Annotated in this window: 7 protein-coding genes; 3 read left to right on the top strand and 4 right to left on the bottom strand. The window is 67.8% G+C overall.

Annotation, left to right across the window (positions count from 1 at the left end):
• The first annotated feature begins 22 nt into the window (after positions 1 to 22).
• On the top strand, positions 23 to 1,075 hold the full coding sequence (locus tag R9X41_RS04855; RefSeq protein ID WP_318633759.1) for an AraC family transcriptional regulator: 1,053 nt from the start codon (positions 23 to 25) through the stop codon (positions 1,073 to 1,075).
• Between the two features lie 69 nt (positions 1,076 to 1,144).
• Here R9X41_RS04855 and R9X41_RS04860 read toward each other — a convergent pair whose 3' ends face one another.
• Positions 1,145 to 5,119, bottom strand: coding sequence for a two-partner secretion domain-containing protein (locus R9X41_RS04860; RefSeq protein ID WP_318633760.1), 3,975 nt, complete (start codon positions 5,117 to 5,119; stop codon positions 1,145 to 1,147).
• Here R9X41_RS04860 and R9X41_RS04865 point away from each other — a divergent pair.
• On the top strand, positions 5,118 to 5,270 hold the full coding sequence (locus R9X41_RS04865) for a hypothetical protein (protein WP_318633761.1): 153 nt from the start codon (positions 5,118 to 5,120) through the stop codon (positions 5,268 to 5,270). The genes R9X41_RS04860 and R9X41_RS04865 overlap by 2 nt on opposite strands.
• 17 nt (positions 5,271 to 5,287) lie before the next feature.
• Here R9X41_RS04865 and R9X41_RS04870 read toward each other — a convergent pair whose 3' ends face one another.
• The 3 genes from R9X41_RS04870 to R9X41_RS04880 all read right to left on the bottom strand — a co-directional run bounded on the left by R9X41_RS04870 (position 5,288) and on the right by R9X41_RS04880 (position 15,292).
• A complete protein-coding gene (locus tag R9X41_RS04870; protein ID WP_318633762.1) occupies positions 5,288 to 6,967 on the bottom strand; it encodes a ShlB/FhaC/HecB family hemolysin secretion/activation protein in 1,680 nt (559 codons plus the stop codon).
• A gap of 520 nt (positions 6,968 to 7,487) precedes the next feature.
• Entirely contained in the window at positions 7,488 to 14,855 is a 7,368-nt protein-coding gene (locus R9X41_RS04875; RefSeq protein ID WP_318633763.1) for a hypothetical protein, read from the bottom strand.
• Between the two features lie 320 nt (positions 14,856 to 15,175).
• Positions 15,176 to 15,292 carry an ESPR-type extended signal peptide-containing protein gene (locus R9X41_RS04880; protein ID WP_318633764.1) on the bottom strand — a complete coding sequence of 39 codons (117 nt, stop codon included), beginning with the start codon at positions 15,290 to 15,292 and terminating at the stop codon, positions 15,176 to 15,178.
• A gap of 387 nt (positions 15,293 to 15,679) precedes the next feature.
• Between R9X41_RS04880 and R9X41_RS04885 the strand changes: the two genes are divergently transcribed.
• The gene (locus R9X41_RS04885) at positions 15,680 to 17,911 is read left to right on the top strand and encodes an O-linked N-acetylglucosamine transferase family protein (RefSeq protein WP_318633765.1); all 2,232 of its coding nucleotides are present in this window, start codon (positions 15,680 to 15,682) and stop codon (positions 17,909 to 17,911) included.
• Positions 17,912 to 17,917 lie beyond the last annotated feature (6 nt).

The following is a 17,917-nucleotide window of genomic DNA, read 5'->3' on the forward strand; positions in this document are numbered from 1 at the left end:
GGTGCAAATCGTGCCAGCCGACATGCCCCGAGCGCCATCCCATTCGACCCTGACGCCGCCCGCCCGTGCCGGTGCGCCGGCGGCCACGCCCATGGCTTTCGTCCGGGCGGTGGTGGCGGCCTACGAGCGCCATGCGGTCGATCCGTCGGCGGCCCTGCGCCAGGCACGGATCGCGCCGCGCGAACTGCGGCTGCACGACGGCCGCATCACCGCATCGCAGTTCGAGGCCCTGTGCGCGCATGCGATGCAGGAGCTCGACGACGAAGCCCTGGCCTGGTTCTCGCGGCGGCTGCCCTGGGGCAGTTATGGCCTGCTGATCCGCGCGTCGGTCACCGCGCCCGACCTGGGCGTTGCCTTGCGGCGCTGGAGCCGCCACCACCGCCTGCTGGCCGACGACGTGCTGCTGCATCTGCACATCGATGGCGATGCCGCCACGCTGCGGCTCGAGGAAACCCGGCCCATCGCGCCGGCTGTGCGCGAGCTCTGCCTGGTGACCTTGCTGCGCTATGTGCACGGCTTCGCCTGCTGGGCCATCGATTCGCGCATCGCGCTGCGGGGGGCGTCGTTCGCCTTGCCCGAGCCACGTCACGCCGAGGTGTACGCGCTGCTTTTCGGCTGCCCGCTGGCGTTCGACGCGCCGGTCACCGCCATGCGCTTCGACGCGCGCTACCTGGCGCTGCCACTGGTGCGCGACGAGGCCGCCACCCGCGCGATGCTGCAGCAGGCGCTGGCGCTCACCGTGCGGCAATACCGGCGCGACCGGCTGCTGGCCCAGCAGGTACGCGAACACCTGCGACAGCGGCCGGTGGCCACGGCCGAGACGGTCGCCGCCGCCCTGAACCTGTCGGCGCGCACGCTGCACCGGCAACTGCGCGAGGAGGGCAGCAGCCTGCAGTCGCTCAAGGACGAGGCACGGTTCGCGCTGGCACAGGGCCTGCTGCGCCAGACCGCGCGCTCCATCGCCCAGGTAGCGCGGGCGGCGGGCTTTCGCAACGAGAAGAGTTTCGCGCGGGCCTTCACGGCGTGGTCGGGGCTGCCGCCGGGACGGTGGCGGCAGGCGTCTGCCGGGCATTGAGGCGGGTGCGGCCGGGCGGGGCGCCTGCCCCGCCGGATCGGCGCACCGGTGTGCGCGAAGCCCGCCCGCTCAGGGTTTGCAAGCCGGATCGTCCACGCGGCAGTGCAGCTTCACCTCGCCTTGCGTCAGGCCGGGCCTGGCCAGGGCAATGGCCTGCGCCACGGGCAGGCCCGTGGCGCGGACCTGCAGGCGGCGCAGTTCGTCGAGCGACACGCGCGCGTTGGCGCGCAAGGCAGATGCCGCGGCCGACGTGCCCGACAGCGTCTGCAGGGCGCCTTCCAGGATGCCCGAGCGGGCCAGTTCGGCGACGCGGGCGGGGTCGAGCCGGGCGATCTGTTCATGCGTCAGCGCCAGCAGGCCTGCCACCGAGCGGTCGAAGCCGCTGCCCGGGGTGACGTATACCTCCGCGCCGCCGGTGCTGTGGGCATCGGCCTGGGTGTCGCCGCCGCCGGCATTGAGGACGAACACGTTGCCGCCGCCCGTCACGGTTCCGGCAGACACGTTGCCGTTGCCCGACAGCGTGGTGTCACCCGTGCCGGTGTTGATCACCGAGCCGTTGCCGCCGCCTATGCGCACGTCGCCGTTGCCGGCGATGGTCACCGTGCCGTTGCCGAGCACGTCGCCCACCTCGGTGCGGCCGTGGCCGGCGTTTCGCACCTCGACGTCGCCGTTGCCCAGGATGTTGCCGCCGCTGAGCGCGCCCTGGCCGGAGACGGTGACACGCCCGTCGCCGGTCACCCGGCCGGTGGCGAGGTTGCCGCGGCCCCGGATCGTGACGTTGCCGTGGCCGGTGACGTCGCCGGTGACGTCGCCGGTGACGGTATCGCCGGTGCCCTCGTTGGCGATGTCCAGGTCGCCTGCACCGTTGTTCAGCACATGGCCCGTGGTCACCGTGCCGTTGCCGGTGATGCCGACGTGGCCGTTGCCGATGACGTCGCCGACGCGGAGATTGCCCAGGCCCGACACCACCAGGTCGCCGTTGCCGACCACCATGCCCGCCAGCGTGTCGCCGAGGCCGGTATTGACGATGTTGCCGCGGCTCACCACGTTGCCGTTGCCCGTGACCGTGACGTTGCCGTGGCCGGTGACGCCCGCGGTTTCGACAGGGCCTGCGCCGGTGACCGACACATTGCCGCCGCCGCTGATGTCGCCGGTCAGGGCCACATTGCCCCGGCCGGTCAGCACGACATCGCCGGTGGCCGTCACGGCGCCGTTGCCCGTGAGGTTGCCGCCGCTGGCGAGCGTGATGCCGTTGCCGACGACCGGGCGCGCGACAGCGATATCGCCCAGGCTCCTGATCTGCACGTTGCCGACCGTCGTGGCGTTGCCGCTGGCGCCGACGTTCATCGTGACCGGGACGGCGGAGTTCACCACGACGTTGCCGGCGATGTTGCCCGCCGCCTGCAGGAAGGCGTCGGAGATGACCGCATTGCCGAGGGAGGTCGGCCCGACCACGTAGTTGCCCTTGCTGATGTTGTTGCCGCCGACGGTCACGCCGTGGGGGCTGGTCGTGCTGTCGATCCGGATGTTGACGTTGCCGGCATGGATGTCCACGTTGCCGCTGTTGGCGGCCAGCATTTCGGATGCCGCGATGTTGAGATTGCCGCCCGCCTGGATCGTCACGTTGCCGGCGAGCACCTCCGACCCGAAGCGGGTGCCGAGCAGGAAACCGCCGGCGGCGACATCCTGGCCCGCGGTGTCGATCAGGCGGGTGGTGACGTTGATGTCGCCCGAGGCGGAAACGGCGGTGTTGCCGAGCACCACCTGGTCGAGCATGGTCGAGCCTGTCGCGGTGGCCACGCCCAGCAGATGCAAGTTGCCATGGCTGACCGCTACGGAGCTGTTGGTCGCGTAGAGCGGCGGGCGGGTTTCGACGCCGGGTTTGGAATCCCACGGCACGATCGCGCTGACCGACACGTCGCCCTGGCCGTGGTGCACCAGCGACGACTGGGTGAGCGAAACCGCGTAGGCGTCGGCTGCCAGCACGAAGCCGGGCATGCCGGTCACGGTGCCGGTCACCGAAATCTGGCCGTTGCCGAATTGCTCCACGAGCGATTCCGAAACCAGCGCGCCGTAGAACCCGGCGTTCGTCCCATTGCCCTGGTAGACATAGTTGCCCATCAGCACCACGTCGCGGTCGCCGGTGTTGTGCAGTCGGGACTGGCTCAGGTGCAGGGCGCGGGTGCTGACGCCGATCGCCGGGCTGTTGCCGACGATCTGGATGTCGATGCCGTCGGCGTAGATGTCGGTGTTGCGCATCCAGAACACGCTTTCGACCCGCTCCAGGGGGGCCTGGCTGCGGGCCTTGATCTGCACCGAGCCGGCGGCCGAGGTGGTGGACGAGCGGTCGACCCGGGTGTCGATCGTGATCGGTGTGGCGACCGGCTCGGTGCCGAACAGGTCGCCGACGACATAGATCTTTCCGGTTTCGCCGCCGTGGCGACCGCCGATGAACACATTGCCGCCCAGGGTGGCAATTTCCACCGGCAGGTGGGTGCCGGCGGCACTGACGTACACGCTGTGGCCTGCGCCAAGGTTCACGTCGAGGGTGTTGCCCGCGCCCTGCGAGGCCAGGATGAACTGGCCACCGTTGAGGATGATGTCGTGGTCGGCATCCAGCGAAAACGATGCCGATCCGCCCTGGGACTTGATGATCTCGATGTTGCCGACCGATGTGATGTTGCCCAGGGCGCCGGCGGCGTTGCCGGCCGAGGTGGTGATGGCGACGCTGGTGCCGGTGTTCAGGCTCTGCGCGATGGTGCCGTCGGTGATCGCGCTGTTGCCGGTGGGCGCGTAGTCGCTGTTGCCTGCCGGGCCGTGGACGATCTGGATGTCGACCGGGTCGATCAGCCATTTGCCGCCCTGGCCGGTGGCGGAGCCCGCATCCACCGTGATGCCGCCCAGATCGATGGCGCGCCCGGAGGTTTCGATGAAGCCGCCGTGGCCGCCGCTGTCGCCGCCGCGGGCGCTGAGCGATCCGGCGACGGAGGTGGCGCCGGTGGCGCGGTCGCCCACCAGGATGGTGCCGCCGCTGGTGGCGCCCTGGCCGTCGGCGCTGAGCCGGGCGGCTGCAGACACCTCGATGCGGTTGGTGGCCTTGAGCACGATGTCGCCGGCGTTGCCGAGGCCCGCGCTGTCGACGCTGATGCGCCCCTGCTGGCCGATGGCCGCACCGATGAGCGCGGCCTGCCCGCTGGCCGCGAGGATGTCGCCGACGTTGAGCACCTCGTTCTCGGGCGCGCTGACCACCACGGCGATGGCGGGGTTGGAGACGTCGGTGAGGGTGACGCTGCGGCCGGCGGCCAGCAGCACGGCGCCGTCGTCGGCACGGATCAGGCCGGCGTTCTTGACCGTATCGCCGAGCAGGGCGACGCTGCCGCCGGGGCTCACGGTGATCAGGCCGGCGGCCTGCACCGAGGCGCCTGCGCCGGTCTTGTCGAACTGCAGCCGGCCGGCCAGGAAGTCGGCGTTGGAGATGCCGAGGGTGGAGGCGACGAGCCCGGCGGTGTCGACCCGGCTGCCGGCGCCGAAAGTGATGCCGTTGGGGTTGATGAGGAAGACGCGGCCGTTGGAGAGCAGCTGGCCGAGGATCTGGGAAGGATCCTGGCCGGTCACGCGGTTGAGCACCGAGCTGGCCGCGTTCTGCTGGATGAAGCGGATGACCTCCTGCTGGGCGGCGGAGAAGGAAGCCCAGTCGATGATGGCGTTGGGGCTGTTGGTGATGGTGGTGAGCAGGCCCTCGCGGGTGATGGTGGCGCTGCCGGCTGCCACGCTCGCGCCGGTGGGCCCGGCATAGGCGCGCAGCGGCATGGCCAGGGTGAGGGCGAGCTGCCAGAGCGAGAGCAGGCCGACGACGAACTGGCGCAGGGCCAGGCCGTTGCGGGGTGCGAAGACCAGGGAGTGCGGCGGCGGCGCCTGGGGACAGGCCGCGCCGCTCTGCGCGCCGTCGCCTGCGGCCTTGCCCTGGGCGGCGCGGTCCTCGGCTACCGGCACCAGCATGCCCAAACGTTTGCTGAAGATGAGGCGGAAACGTTTCTGGTTCATGGTGGTGATTTCTCCGGTGGCGGTTGAAAAGAGGCTTGATGACCCGGGCAGCGCGCTGCCCGGGCCGATGGGGCCTGTTAATCAGGTTGCGAGGCTGGAGAAAAACGGTGGTGCGACTGGAAAATCAGATCGCATCACGCTGATTCTCTGAATATCCTTCGGCGAATTTCAGAATCGCATCAGCGCGGTGAACCAGAGCGAATGCCGTGATTTCGACGTGTCGTGCGGCAGCCCGGAAATTCGGCGCGCCAGATAGATATCGATATTTCCGCGGCTGCCGGCGATCTTCAAGCCCGCGCCGGTGGACGCGATATCGGCCTTGGCCAGTTCGCCGACCAACGCCTGGTTGCGCCGGGCGGTGCCCCAGTCGACGAATCCCCAGCCACGCAGGGTGGTGGGTACGGTGGCGCCATCCTGGTGAAACTGCGCCAGGGGGGGCGTGGTCGCCTCGAGGTTCAACACCAGCGCCCGGTCGCCCAGCAGGCCGGTGTCCCGCAGCCCGCGCACGGCGTAAGGACCGGACACGTTCATCTGGTCGGCCGCGGTGAGGGCGTCGCGGGTGTACTGGCCCTGGGCGGCGGCGCGCAGCTGCCAGCCGTGGGTGAATTCGCTGTCGAGCTGCAAGCGACTGCCCAGGAGGGTGAAGCTGCCCGCGCCACGGCGGATGGTGTCGAGCTGCTGCCGACTGGAGCTTCCCAACTGGCCGGCGAAGTTGCGCGATACGCCGAGCGCACCCTTGACCAGCGCCGGCAGGCCGGCGGGGCGCCAGTCGCCTTCTACGCCGAGCGACAGCGGCGCGGTGGCGCCCGAGGGCAGCAGCGAGCCGGTGTGCGGCAACGCCTGGAAGGTGACGTTGTTCTTCACGCGGTGGTAGAGGTAGCCGGCGGTCAGGCGCAGGTTGGTGTCGCTCCAGCGGGGCAGCAGGTAGAGCCAGCGGGCCGATGCGGCGGTGCCGGTGCCGTTGATGTGGAACAGGTCGACGGTGTTGGCCGAATCCGATTCCGAGCGTGCGGCGGCCAGTTCGAGCATCTGCCCGTAGCGGTAGAAGGGCAGGGTGTAGCTGGCGGCCACGGCCTTGAAGCGGCGCGGGTCGGCCATGGTGGCGCTGAGCGAGAGCACGTCGTCCCGGCTGGTCAGGTTGCCGTCGACGAAGCCTGCGCCTACGCGTTCGCGCGAGCCGCGCGGGCCGTAGTTGTCGAGCGTGGCGTAGGCCACGCGGCTGCGCTCGGCCTGGGCCTTGACCAGGGCCACCGGCGTGCCGTCGGGCTGCAGGCCGAAGGTGACGTTGGTGCGCTTGAACGGGTGGAGTTCGCCCAGGCGAAGCTGGCGGTCGAGGGCGTCGGCGTCGAGGTCGACACCTTCGGTGAGCGCCGGCACGGAGGTGCGGACATTGGCCGCGTCGAAACCGTTGTCGCCCAAGGCCTCCACGCGACCGACTCGCACGCCCGGCGTGGCGGCGACCACCACGCGGACACGGCCACCCTGGAGGGTTTGTTCGGGCACGTTCACCACCAGCCGCCCTGGTCGGGCACGGTCGGCCGCGGCCTGGGCGGCCAGACGCGCGGCGGTGATGCCGGCCACGTCGCGGTCATGGCCACGGGCGGCGTCGAATTCGGCCTGGATCTGCTGGCGCAGGCCCTCGTCGAGCAGGCCGGCATCGTCGACGATGTCGAAGCCGCGGATTTCGAAGACGCGGGCTGGCGCAGTCGCCCGGTCGGTTTCCTGGGCCGGCGCCGTGCCGGGTGCGAGCAGCATCAGGCCGGCGCTGCACAGCAGCGAGCCCAGGCGGGTCGGGGAAAACGATGGCCGGCGAACGGGCGGCACGACGAGAGTGGATTGAGATGACATTTTGGGCGGGTCCGGATAATGAGGTTCGATTTACGGGTCCGCTTGAATGATGGTTATCTGTTCGGTTTATGAATGAGGCCTTGCGAGCTTGTGTCAGATCACGAATTGGTTATTCCGGATCCATTCGGTCGTCGCGTGATATTGCTGTGCGCTTGTCAATGGTGCGATGGGTTGCAGTGGCGAAATAACCGCAGGACTTCGGCGCTGCCTGCGGGCGGTAAATCTGAGCCGGCGCCGGATTGGTTGGTCATTTCTTCGCTGCGCGAATATTTGGCCGTCCGGGCCATTGCCCGATCGATCCGGCCGTGATTCAGGCGGGGATATCGGGCCGCGCGAGGTGCTCTGGCCGCGGTTTTCGCTTTTTGCTTGTGCGGATGCAGCCACCGGTGAGGTCGGGAGGCCGGGCCGTGGCCCGGGGGGGGGGGCTGGCAGGATCGGCGGAGGGCGGCTTGGTGAAAAGCCGCTGATTCGATCTTTCAGGCCCGGCGTCTCGCGGCCGGCGGCCTGAACCGCCGACGTTTCAATGCAGCTTGACTTCGCCCTGCGGCACACCCGGCTGAACGACGAAGGTCTGTGGCGGCAAATCACCGGCGGCGCGGGCCTGCAGGCGGCGCAGGTCGTCGATGCCCAGGCGGGCTGCGGTGCGCAGGGCGGACGCCGCAGCGGCGGTGCCCGACAGCGTCTGCATGGCCCCCTCGAGGATGCCGGAGCGGGCGAGCTCGGCGATGTGGGTGGGGTCGAGCCGGGCGACCTCCTCGGGCGTGAGCGATAGCAGGCCCTGCACGGTGCGGTCGAAGCTGCTCGTGGGGGTGACGTAGACCTCGCCGCCGCCGGTGCTGCTGGCGCGGGCATCGGTCTGGCCGTTGCCGTTGTTGACCACGAACACGTTGCCACCGCCGATCACGGTGCCGCCGAACACGTTGCCGTTGCCCGAGACGGTGGTGTCGCCCTTGCCGGTGTTGATCACCGAACCGTTGCCGCCGCCCACGCTGACGTCGCCGTTGCCGATGACCGACACGTTGCCGTTGCCCGAGAGATTGCCGGTATTGACGTTGCCGCCCCCGGTGACGACCGCATTGCCGTTGCCGACGATGTTGCCCGTGGACGTGTTGCCGTTGCCGTTGTTGACGACCCCGGTGTTGCCGTTGCCTGCGTTGATGAAGTTGCCGCCGGTGACAACGCCGTTGCCGGTCACCGCGACGTTCCCGTTGCCCGAGAGATTGCCGGTGCTGACGTTGCCACCGCCGGTGACGACCGCATTGCCGTTGCCGACGATGTTGCCCGTGGACGTGTTGCCGTTGCCGTTGTTGACGACCCCGGTGTTGCCGTTGCCTGCGTTGATGAAGTTGCCGCCGGTGACAACGCCGTTGCCGGTCACCGCGACGTTCCCGTTGCCCGAGAGATTGCCGGTACTGACGTTGCCGCCGCCGGTGACGACCGCATTGCCGTTGCCGACGATGTTGCCCGTGGACGTGTTGCCGTTGCCGTTGTTGACGACCCCGGTGTTGCCGTTGCCTGCGTTGATGAAGTTGCCGCCGGTGACAACGCCGTTGCCGGTCACCGCGACGTTCCCGTTGCCCGAGAGATTGCCGGTGCTGACGTTGCCGCCGCCGGTGACGACCGCATTGCCGTTGCCGACGATGTTGCCCGTGGACGTGTTGCCGTTGCCGTTGTTGACGACCCCGGTGTTGCCGTTGCCTGCGTTGATGAAGTTGCCGCCGGTCACAACGCCGTTGCCGGTCACCGACACATTGCCGTTGCCCGAAACATTGCCGGTGCTGACGTTGCCACCCCCGGTGACAGCCGTGTTGCGGTTTCCGGAGACATTGCCTGTCGAAGTGTTGCCTTTGCCGTTGTTGGCGACGGCGGTGTTGCCGTTTCCGGCGTTGGTCACATTCCCTCCGGAGACGACGCCATTGCCGGTCACCGCGACGTTCCCGTTGCCCGAGAGATTGCCGGTGCTGACGTTACCGCCGCCGGTGACAGCCGCATTGCCGTTGCCGACAACGTTGCCGGCGGTGGTGTTGCCGTTACCTCGGTTGACCACGCTGGTGTTGCCATTGCCGGCGTTGACCACATTGCCGCTGGTGACGATGCCGTTGCCCGTCACCGCCACGTTGCCATTGCCACTGACATTGCCCGCCGTCACGTTACCCAGGCCCGAGACGAGGGTGTTGCCGGTGGTGATCACATCGCCGGCCATCGTATTGCCGTTGCCGGTGTTGATCACGTTGCCATGGCTGACCACGCTGCCGTTGCCCGCGACGATGACCGAACCGTTGCCCGCGACGGCGCCGGTGGAGACGTTGCCGCCGCCGGTGATGGTGGCGTTCCCGTTGCCCGACAGATTACCCGCCAGGGTGTTGCCCTTGCCGGTGTTGATTACCGCGGTATTGCCATTGCCTGTGTTGGCCACATTGCCCGCAGCCACCGTGCCGTTGCCCCGGATCGCAACCGTGCCGTTGCCGGCGATATTGCCGGTGGCGACGTTGCTGTTGCCAGTCACCGCCACATTGCCCAGCGCCTGGATGTTGCCGGCCGAGGTGTTGCCGTTGCCGGTGTTGGTCACGCTGGTGTTGCCGTTCCCCGTGTTGACCAGGTTGCCGCCGGCGACCGTGCCGTTGCCGGTCACCGCGACCGTGCCATTGCCTTGAAGGCCCGCCAGAAGGACGTTGCCCTTGCCGGAGACAGCCATGTTGCCGGTGCCGGTGACGGTGCCGGCGGTGATGTCGCCGTTGCCGTTGACCACCACGCCGCCCTTGCCGTTGACGTTGCCCGCATGGACGTTGCCGCCGCCAGTCACGCTGGTGTTGCCGTTGCCGACGACGTTGCCGGTGGTGGTGTTGCCGGTGCCGGTGTTGGCCACGGCGGTATTGCCGTTGCCCGTGTTGACCACGTTGCCGCTGGTGACGACGCCGTTGCCCCGGATCGCGACCGTGCCGTTGCCGGCGATATTGCCGGTGGCGACGTTGCTGTTGCCAGTCACCGCCACATTGCCCAGGGCCTGGATGTTGCCGGCCGAGGTGTTGCCGTTGCCGGTATTCGTCACACTGGTATTGCCTGGCCCGGTGTTGAGCAGGTTGCCGCCGGCGACCGTGCCGTTGCCGGTCACCGCGACCGTGCCATTGCCTTGAAGGCCCGCCAGAAGGACGTTGCCCTTGCCCGTGACAGCCATGTTGCCGGTGCCGGTGACGGTGCCGGCGGTGATGTCGCCGTTGCCGTTGACCACCACGCCGCCCTTGCCGTTGACGTTGCCCGCATGGACATTGCCGCCGCCTGTCACGCTGGTGTTGCCGTTGCCGACGACGTTGCCGGCGGTGGTGTTGCCGGTGCCGGTGTTGGCCACGGCGGTGTTGCCGTTGCCCACGTTGACCACGTTGCCCGCAGCCACCGTGCCGTTGCCCCGGATCGCGACCGCGCCGTTGCCGGTGATATTGCCGGTGGCGACGTTGCTGTTGCCAGTCACCGCCACATTGCCCAGGGCCTGGATGGTGCCGGCCGAGGTGTTGCCGTTGCCGGTGTTGGTCACGGCGGTATTGCCGTTGCCCGTGTTGACCACGTTGCCGCTGCTGACGACGCCGTTGCCCGTCACCGCCACGCTGCCATTGCCACTGACATTGCCCGCCGTCACATTACCCAGGCCCGAGACGAGGGTGTTGCCGGTGGTGATCACATCGCCGGCCACCGTATTGCCGTTGCCGGTGTTGATCACGTTGCCATGGCTGACCACGCTGCCGTTGCCCGCGACGATGACCGAACCGTTGCCCGCGACGGCGCCGGTGGAGACGTTGCCGCCGCCGGTGATGGTGGCGTTCCCGTTGCCCGACAGATTACCCGCCAGGGTGTTGCCCTTGCCGGTGTTGATTACCGCGGTATTGCCGTTACCCGCGTTGACCACATTGCCGCTGGTGACGACTCCGTTGCCCCGGATCGCGACCGTGCCGTTGCCGGCGATATTGCCGGTGGCGACGTTGCTGTTGCCAGTCACCGTCACATTGCCCAGAGCCTGGATGTTGCCGGCCGAGGTGTTGCCGTTGCCGGTGTTGGTCACGCTGGTGTTGCCGTTCCCCGTGTTGACCAGGTTGCCGCCGGCCACTGTGCCGTTGCCGGTGACGGAGACCGTGCCGTTGCCCTGCAATCCATCCAGAAGGACGTTGCCCTTGCCGGAGACAGCCATGTTGCCGGTGCCGGTGACGGTGCCGGCGGTGATGTCGCCGTTGCCGTTGACCACCACGCCGCCCTTGCCGTTGACGTTGCCCGCATGGACGTTGCCGCCGCCGGTCACGCTGGTGTTGCCGTTGCCGACGACGTTGCCGGTGGTGGTGTTGCCGGTGCCGGTGTTGGCCACTGCGGTATTGCCGTTGCCCGCGTTGACCACATTGCCGCTGGTGACGACGCCGTTGCCCCGGATCGCGACCGTGCCGTTGCCGGCGATATTGCCGGTGGCGACGTTGCTGTTGCCAGTCACCGCCACATTGCCCAGGGCCTGGATGTTGCCGGCCGAGGTGTTGCCGTTGCCGGTGTTGGTCACGCTGGTATTGCCTGGCCCCGTGTTGACCAGGTTGCCGCCGGCCACCGTGCCGTTGCCGGTCACCGCGACCGTGCCATTGCCTTGAAGACCCGCCAGGATGACGTTGCCCTTGCCGGAGACGGCCATGTTGCCGGTGCCGGTGACGGTGCCGGCGGTGATGTCGCCGTTGCCGTTGACCGCCACGCCGCCCTTGCCGTTGACGTTGCCCGCATGGACGTTGCCGCCGCCGGTCACGCTGGTGTTGCCGTTGCCGACGACGTTGCCGGCGGTGGTGTTGCCGGTGCCGGTGTTGGCCACGGCGGTATTGCCGTTGCCCGTGTTGACCAGGTTGCCGCTGGTGACGACGCCGTTGCCCGTCACCGCCACGTTGCCATTGCCACTGACATTGCCCGCCGTCACGTTACCCAGGCCCGAGACGAGGGTGTTGCCGGTGGTGATCACATCGCCGGCCACCGTATTGCCGTTGCCGGTGTTGATCACGTTGCCATGGCTGACCACGCTGCCGTTGCCCGCGACGATGACCGAACCGTTGCCCGCGACGGCGCCGGTGGAGACGTTGCCGCCGCCGGTGATGGTGGCGTTCCCGTTGCCCGACAGATTACCCGCCAGGGTGTTGCCCTTGCCGGTGTTGATTACCGCGGTATTGCCACTGCCCGCGTTGACCACATTGCCGCTGGTGACGACGCCGTTGCCCCGGATCGCGACCGTGCCGTTGCCGGCGATATTGCCGGTGGCGACGTTGCTGTTGCCAGTCACCGCCACATTGCCCAGGGCCTGGATGTTGCCGGCCGAGGTGTTGCCGTTGCCGGTGTTGGTCACGCTGGTGTTGCCGTTCCCCGTGTTGACCAGGTTGCCGCCGGCCACTGTGCCGTTGCCGGTGACGGAGACCGTGCCGTTGCCCTGCAATCCATCCAGGAGGACGTTGCCCTTGCCGGAGACAGCCATGTTGCCGGTGCCGGTGACGGTGCCGGCGCTGATGTCGCCGTTGCCGTTGACCACCACGCCGCCCTTGCCGTTGACGTTGCCCGCATGGACGTTGCCGCCGCCGGTCACGCTGGTGTTGCCGTTGCCGACGACGTTGCCGGCGGTGGTGTTGCCGGTGCCGGTGTTGGCCACGGCGGTATTGCCGTTGCCCGTGTTGACCACATTGCCGCTGGTGACGACGCCGTTGCCCCGGATCGCAACCGTGCCGTTGCCGGCGATATTGCCGGTGGCGACGTTGCTGTTGCCAGTCACCGCCACATTGCCCAGGGCCTGGATGTTGCCGGCCGAGGTGTTGCCGTTGCCGGTGTTGGTCACGCTGGTATTGCCTGGCCCCGTGTTGACCAGGTTGCCGCCGGCCACCGTGCCGTTGCCGGTCACCGAGACCGTGCCGTTGCCTTGAAGGCCCGCCAGGATGACGTTGCCCTTGCCGGAGACGGCCATGTTGCCGGTACCGGTGACGGTGCCGGCGGTGATGTCGCCGTTGCCGTTGACCGCCACGCCGCCCTTGCCGTTGACGTTGCCCGCATGGACGTTGCCGCCGCCAGTCACGCTGGTGTTGCCGTTGCCGACGACGTTGCCGGCGGTGGTGTTGCCGGTGCCGGTGTTGGCCACGGCGGTGTTGCCGTTGCCCACGTTGACCACGTTGCCCGCAGCCACCGTGCCGTTGCCCCGGATCGCGACCGTGCCGTTGCCGGTGATATTGCCGGTGGCGACGTTGCTGTTGCCAGTCACCGCCACATTGCCCAGGGCCTGGATGGTGCCGGCCGAGGTGTTGCCGTTGCCGGTGTTGGTCACGGCGGTATTGCCGTTGCCCGTGTTGACCACATTGCCGCTGGTGACGACGCCATTGCCCGTCACCGCCACGTTGCCATTGCCACTGACATTGCCCGCCGTCACGTTACCCAGGCCCGAGACGAGGGTGTTGCCGGTGGTGATCACATCGCCGGCCACCGTATTGCCGTTGCCGGTGTTGATCACGTTGCCATGGCTGACCACGCTGCCGTTGCCCGCGACGATGACCGAACCGTTGCCCGCGACGGCGCCGGTGGAGACGTTGCCGCCGCCGGTGATGGTGGCGTTCCCGTTGCCCGACAGATTACCCGCCAGGGTGTTGCCCTTGCCGGTGTTGATTACCGCGGTATTGCCATTGCCCACGTTGACCACGTTGCCCGCAGCCACCGTGCCGTTGCCCCGGATCGCAACCGTGCCGTTGCCGGCGATATTGCCGGTGGCGACGTTGCTGTTGCCAGTCACCGCCACATTGCCCAGAGCCTGGATGTTGCCGGCCGAGGTGTTGCCGTTGCCGGTATTCGTCACACTGGTGTTGCCTGGCCCGGTGTTGAGCAGGTTGCCGCCGGCCACCGTGCCGTTGCCGGTCACCGAGACCGTGCCATTGCCTTGAAGGCCCGCCAGAAGGACGTTGCCCTTGCCCGTGACAGCCATGTTGCCGGTGCCGGTGACGGTGCCGGCGCTGATGTCGCCGTTGCCGTTGACCACCACGCCGCCCTTGCCGTTGACGTTGCCCGCATGGACGTTGCCGCCGCCGGTCACGCTGGTGTTGCCGTTGCCGACGACGTTGCCGGCGGTGGTGTTGCCGGTGCCGGTGTTGGCCACGGCGGTATTGCCGTTGCCCGTGTTGACCACATTGCCGCTGGTGACGACGCCGTTGCCCCGGATCGCAACCGTGCCGTTGCCGGCGATATTGCCGGTGGCGACGTTGCTGTTGCCAGTCACCGCCACATTGCTCAGGGCCTGGATGTTGCCGGCCGAGGTGTTGCCGTTGCCGGTGTTGGTCACGCTGGTGTTGCCGTTCCCCGTGTTGACCAGATTGCCGCCGGCGACCGTGCCGTTGCCGGTCACCGAGACCGTGCCATTGCCTTGAAGGCCCGCCAGGAGGACGTTGCCCTTGCCGGAAACCACCGTGTCGCCACCGCCTGCAACCACGCCGGCAACGATATTGCCGGCGCCGTTGTTGACGAGATTGCCCCGGGTGATGACGTTGCCGACGCCTGTGACCTGCACCGTGCCGTTGCCCACGATGGTGCCGGTGGAGACGGCACCGTTGCCTGCGACTCTCACGTTCCCGCTGCCGCGCAGATCGCCGGTCGCCGTGTTGCCTGTGCCGAGGTTGGTCACGGCGGTGTTGCCCGTGCCCGCATTGGCGATGTTGCCGACGGTCAGCAGGCCGTTGCCCGATAGGGAGACAGCGCCGTTGCCGGTGACGGCGCCGGTATGGACGTTGCCGGCGCCTGAGAGGTGAACGTCGCGTGTGCCGGTGACTGCGGCGTTGCCGGTGATGTTTCCGGTGGTCTTCAAGGTGATGCTGTTTCCGGTGACCGCTCGGTCCAGCGCGATGTCCTTGCTTGCGGTCACTGAAAGATTGCCGACCGTTGTGGCATTGCCGCTTGCCCCGACGTTCATCGCGGTGGCGACGGCAGTGGTTATGACGACATTGCCGGCCGATCGACCGGCCGCCTCCAAAAATCCGTCCGAAATCACGGCATTACCTGGACTGAACGGGCCGCTTGCCTTGTCGCCCAGTACCACGCCGGTATTATTGCCGCCTATCAGAAGACCGGCCGGGCGGGTGGTTCGGGTTGTATTGACGTTTATATTTTTGGCTGAAATTGAAACGCTGCCATTTTGGACTGCGACCAGGTTGGATGCCGTAATATTCAAGTTTCCGGCAGCGGTCAGGAGAATATTGCCTCCTGCGATCGAATCACCATTTGGGCGGCGCGGTCCTCGGCCACCGGCACCAGCATGCCGGAACGTTTGCTGAAGATGAGGCGGTAACGTTTCTGGTTCATGGTGCTGATTTCGATGAGGGTGTGTGTGACTCGGACGGGGCTGGCAGTTAAATCGCTCTTTCTCGGCAGGCGGTGCAGTCACAGCTGTTTTCGATTCGGCCCACTGAAAATCCTGACGCGAATGAAAATCTGAAAAGCAGTAACCGGCCAAAGGTTCCCGGGTGGAAATCGAGGCAGAGCAACGCCTGGATGATGAGCGAGCACTTATGCTTTCTTTTTGCTGGCCCCAGATTCCGTCAGATCCGAAATTAGTTATTTCGGCGTCGGCATTGCGACCTTTCAATCGATTGAAAAGTCAATAGTTCGAATGGCGCCGGCGGCTGCGCGTATTCGATGGCGCGCGGCTGGGTAATCTTTCGATAATCCTGAATTCACCCTATCCACGCGATGAGCCCGAATCCATCCAGCCCCCTTCCGCAGTTCCTTCAGGTCGCCGCGTTCTTCCAGCGAGAAGGCAGTCCGGACATCGCCGCCGACGTCTATCGCCACGCTTGCGGATCGACATCCGCTGCGGTGGTGGCGCCCGACCCGCCCACCATCCTGGCCGTGGCCGCCGAACTGCATCGGGCAGGTCAGCTGGCAACGGCCGAGCGCATGTACCGTCACCTGGTGCAGCGGCCTTCGCCATCGGGCGATGCCTACAACCTGCTGGGCTATGCGCTGCACCAGATGGGCCATCCGCGCGAGGGCATGCAGCAGGTGGCCATGGCGATCGCGCTCGATCCACGGGTGCCCAACTACCACAACCACTTCGGGCTGACTTTGCAGGCCCAGGGCCGCGAGTACTGGGACGAAGCCTGCGCCGCCTACCTGCGCGCGCTCGCGCTGGACCCGGTGCACCCGCAGGCGCTGGACAACGCGCTGACGCTGCTGGCGGTCATGCCGGTGCTGTCTCCCCAGGCCGATGCGCTGCGCGGCGTGCTGGACAACAGCGCGGCGACGGCGAAGTCCTGGTTGGGCCTGGCGACGGTCTACGAGCGGCACCAGCGCCATGAACCGGCGGCCCATGCCTATGCGCGCGCCGAGGCGCTGGCGCCGGACGATGTCGAACTGCTGCTGCGCCTGGGCGCGCTGCACCAGAACCACAAATGCCTGGAGGCCGCCTGCGAGGTCTACGAACGGCTGTTGCGCCTGTCGCCTGGCCACCGGCTGGCGCGGGAGCGCCTGGCCGACGCGCTGTGCGAGATGGGCGAATTCGACCAGGGCATCGCCTTGCTGGAGACGCTGCACGGCGAGGCCCCATCGGTCGAACTGCGTGCACGGATCGATCTGGCCATTCCCTGCCTGCCGCAGTCGCAGGCGCACATCGATGCGATCCGCACCCGTCTGGAGGCCGGACTCGACCGTTATCTGGCAAGCGACGAGCCTCTGCCCGCGCTGTTGTCGCCCGGCTTTTTCTACCTGGCCTACCACGGTCGCAACGACCGCGACCTGCAACGCAAGGGTGCGTTGCTGGCACGCAAGTCGATGCCGCAACTGGTGTACGAGGCGCCCTGGGTGGCGCAGTACGCCGGACCCGGCCCCCGCATGCGGGTGGGCATCGCGTCCTCGCTGTTCTTCAACCACAGCATCGGCCGCACCACCCGCGGCATCGTGGAGAAGCTCGACCGCGCCCGTTTCGAGGTGGTGCTGGTCTGCCTGCCGCCGCGACGCGACGACGACATGGCGCGAGCCATGCGCTCGGCGGCCGACCGCGTCATCGACCTGGACGGCGACCTGCACCGCGACCGCGAAACCCTGGCCGCCGCGCGGCTGGACGCGCTGTTCTACGTGGACATCGGCATGAACCCCTACCAGGCGATGCTGGCCCATGCCCGCCTGGCGCCGCTGCAGTGCACCCACTTCGGCCATCCGGAAACCAACGGCATCCCCACGATGGACTGGTGGATTTCGGTGGACACGCTCGAGCCGCCCGACGCCGCCGACCATTACAGCGAACAACTGCACCTGCTGCGCGAGGTGCCGCAGTTCAGCTATTACTATCGCCCGCCGATGCCGGCACGCCTGAAAACGCGCGCGGACTATGGGTTCGCCGACGACGAGCATCTCTTCATCTGCCCGCAGTACGTGTTCAAGCTGCACCCGGACTTCGACGCGATCGTGGAAAAGATCCTGCGCGCCGACCCGCGTGCCCGCCTCCTGCTGACGCGTTCGCCGGTGGCTCACTGGAGCACGGTGGTGCGGCGCCGGCTGCAGGCGCGTATCGGGGCGCTGGTCGATCGCATCACCTGCCTGCCCGGCATGGCGATGCCCGACCTGATGAACCTGGAATCGGTGTGCGATGCGGTACTCGATACGCTGCATTTCAACGGCTACAACACCACGCTCGAAGCCTGGGCGGCCCATGCGCCGGTGGTGACGTTGCCGGGGGCCTTCCAGCGCGGCATGCACACCGCCGGCATGTACCGCTTCATGGACATGCACGACCTGATCGCCCGCGACGCCGACGACTACGTGCGTCTGGTGCTGCGCCTGGCCCACGATGCGGATTTTGCGCGGGCCATGCGCGAGAAGATCGCAGCGCGCATCGGCGTGCTCTTCGAGAACATGGCCGTGGTGCGCGAGTACGAGCGTTTCTTCGCCGAAAAGCTGGCGTTGCTGGCGCCGGCCCGGGCCTGAACGGCG

Source organism: Xylophilus sp. GOD-11R (assembly GCF_033546935.1).
GTDB lineage: Bacteria > Pseudomonadota > Gammaproteobacteria > Burkholderiales > Burkholderiaceae_C > Xylophilus.

What these genes read in the sequence shown, in the direction of transcription:
- R9X41_RS04855 (WP_318633759.1), top strand. Translation starts at nt 23, where the DNA reads ATGCCCCGAGCGCCATCCCATTCGACCCTGACGCCGCCCGCCCGTGCC.
- R9X41_RS04865 (WP_318633761.1), top strand. Translation starts at nt 5,118, where the DNA reads ATGGTGGTGATTTCTCCGGTGGCGGTTGAAAAGAGGCTTGATGACCCG.
- R9X41_RS04860 (WP_318633760.1), bottom strand. Translation starts at nt 5,119, where the DNA reads ATGAACCAGAAACGTTTCCGCCTCATCTTCAGCAAACGTTTGGGCATG.
- R9X41_RS04870 (WP_318633762.1), bottom strand. Translation starts at nt 6,967, where the DNA reads ATGTCATCTCAATCCACTCTCGTCGTGCCGCCCGTTCGCCGGCCATCG.
- R9X41_RS04880 (WP_318633764.1), bottom strand. Translation starts at nt 15,292, where the DNA reads ATGAACCAGAAACGTTACCGCCTCATCTTCAGCAAACGTTCCGGCATG.
- R9X41_RS04885 (WP_318633765.1), top strand. Translation starts at nt 15,680, where the DNA reads ATGAGCCCGAATCCATCCAGCCCCCTTCCGCAGTTCCTTCAGGTCGCC.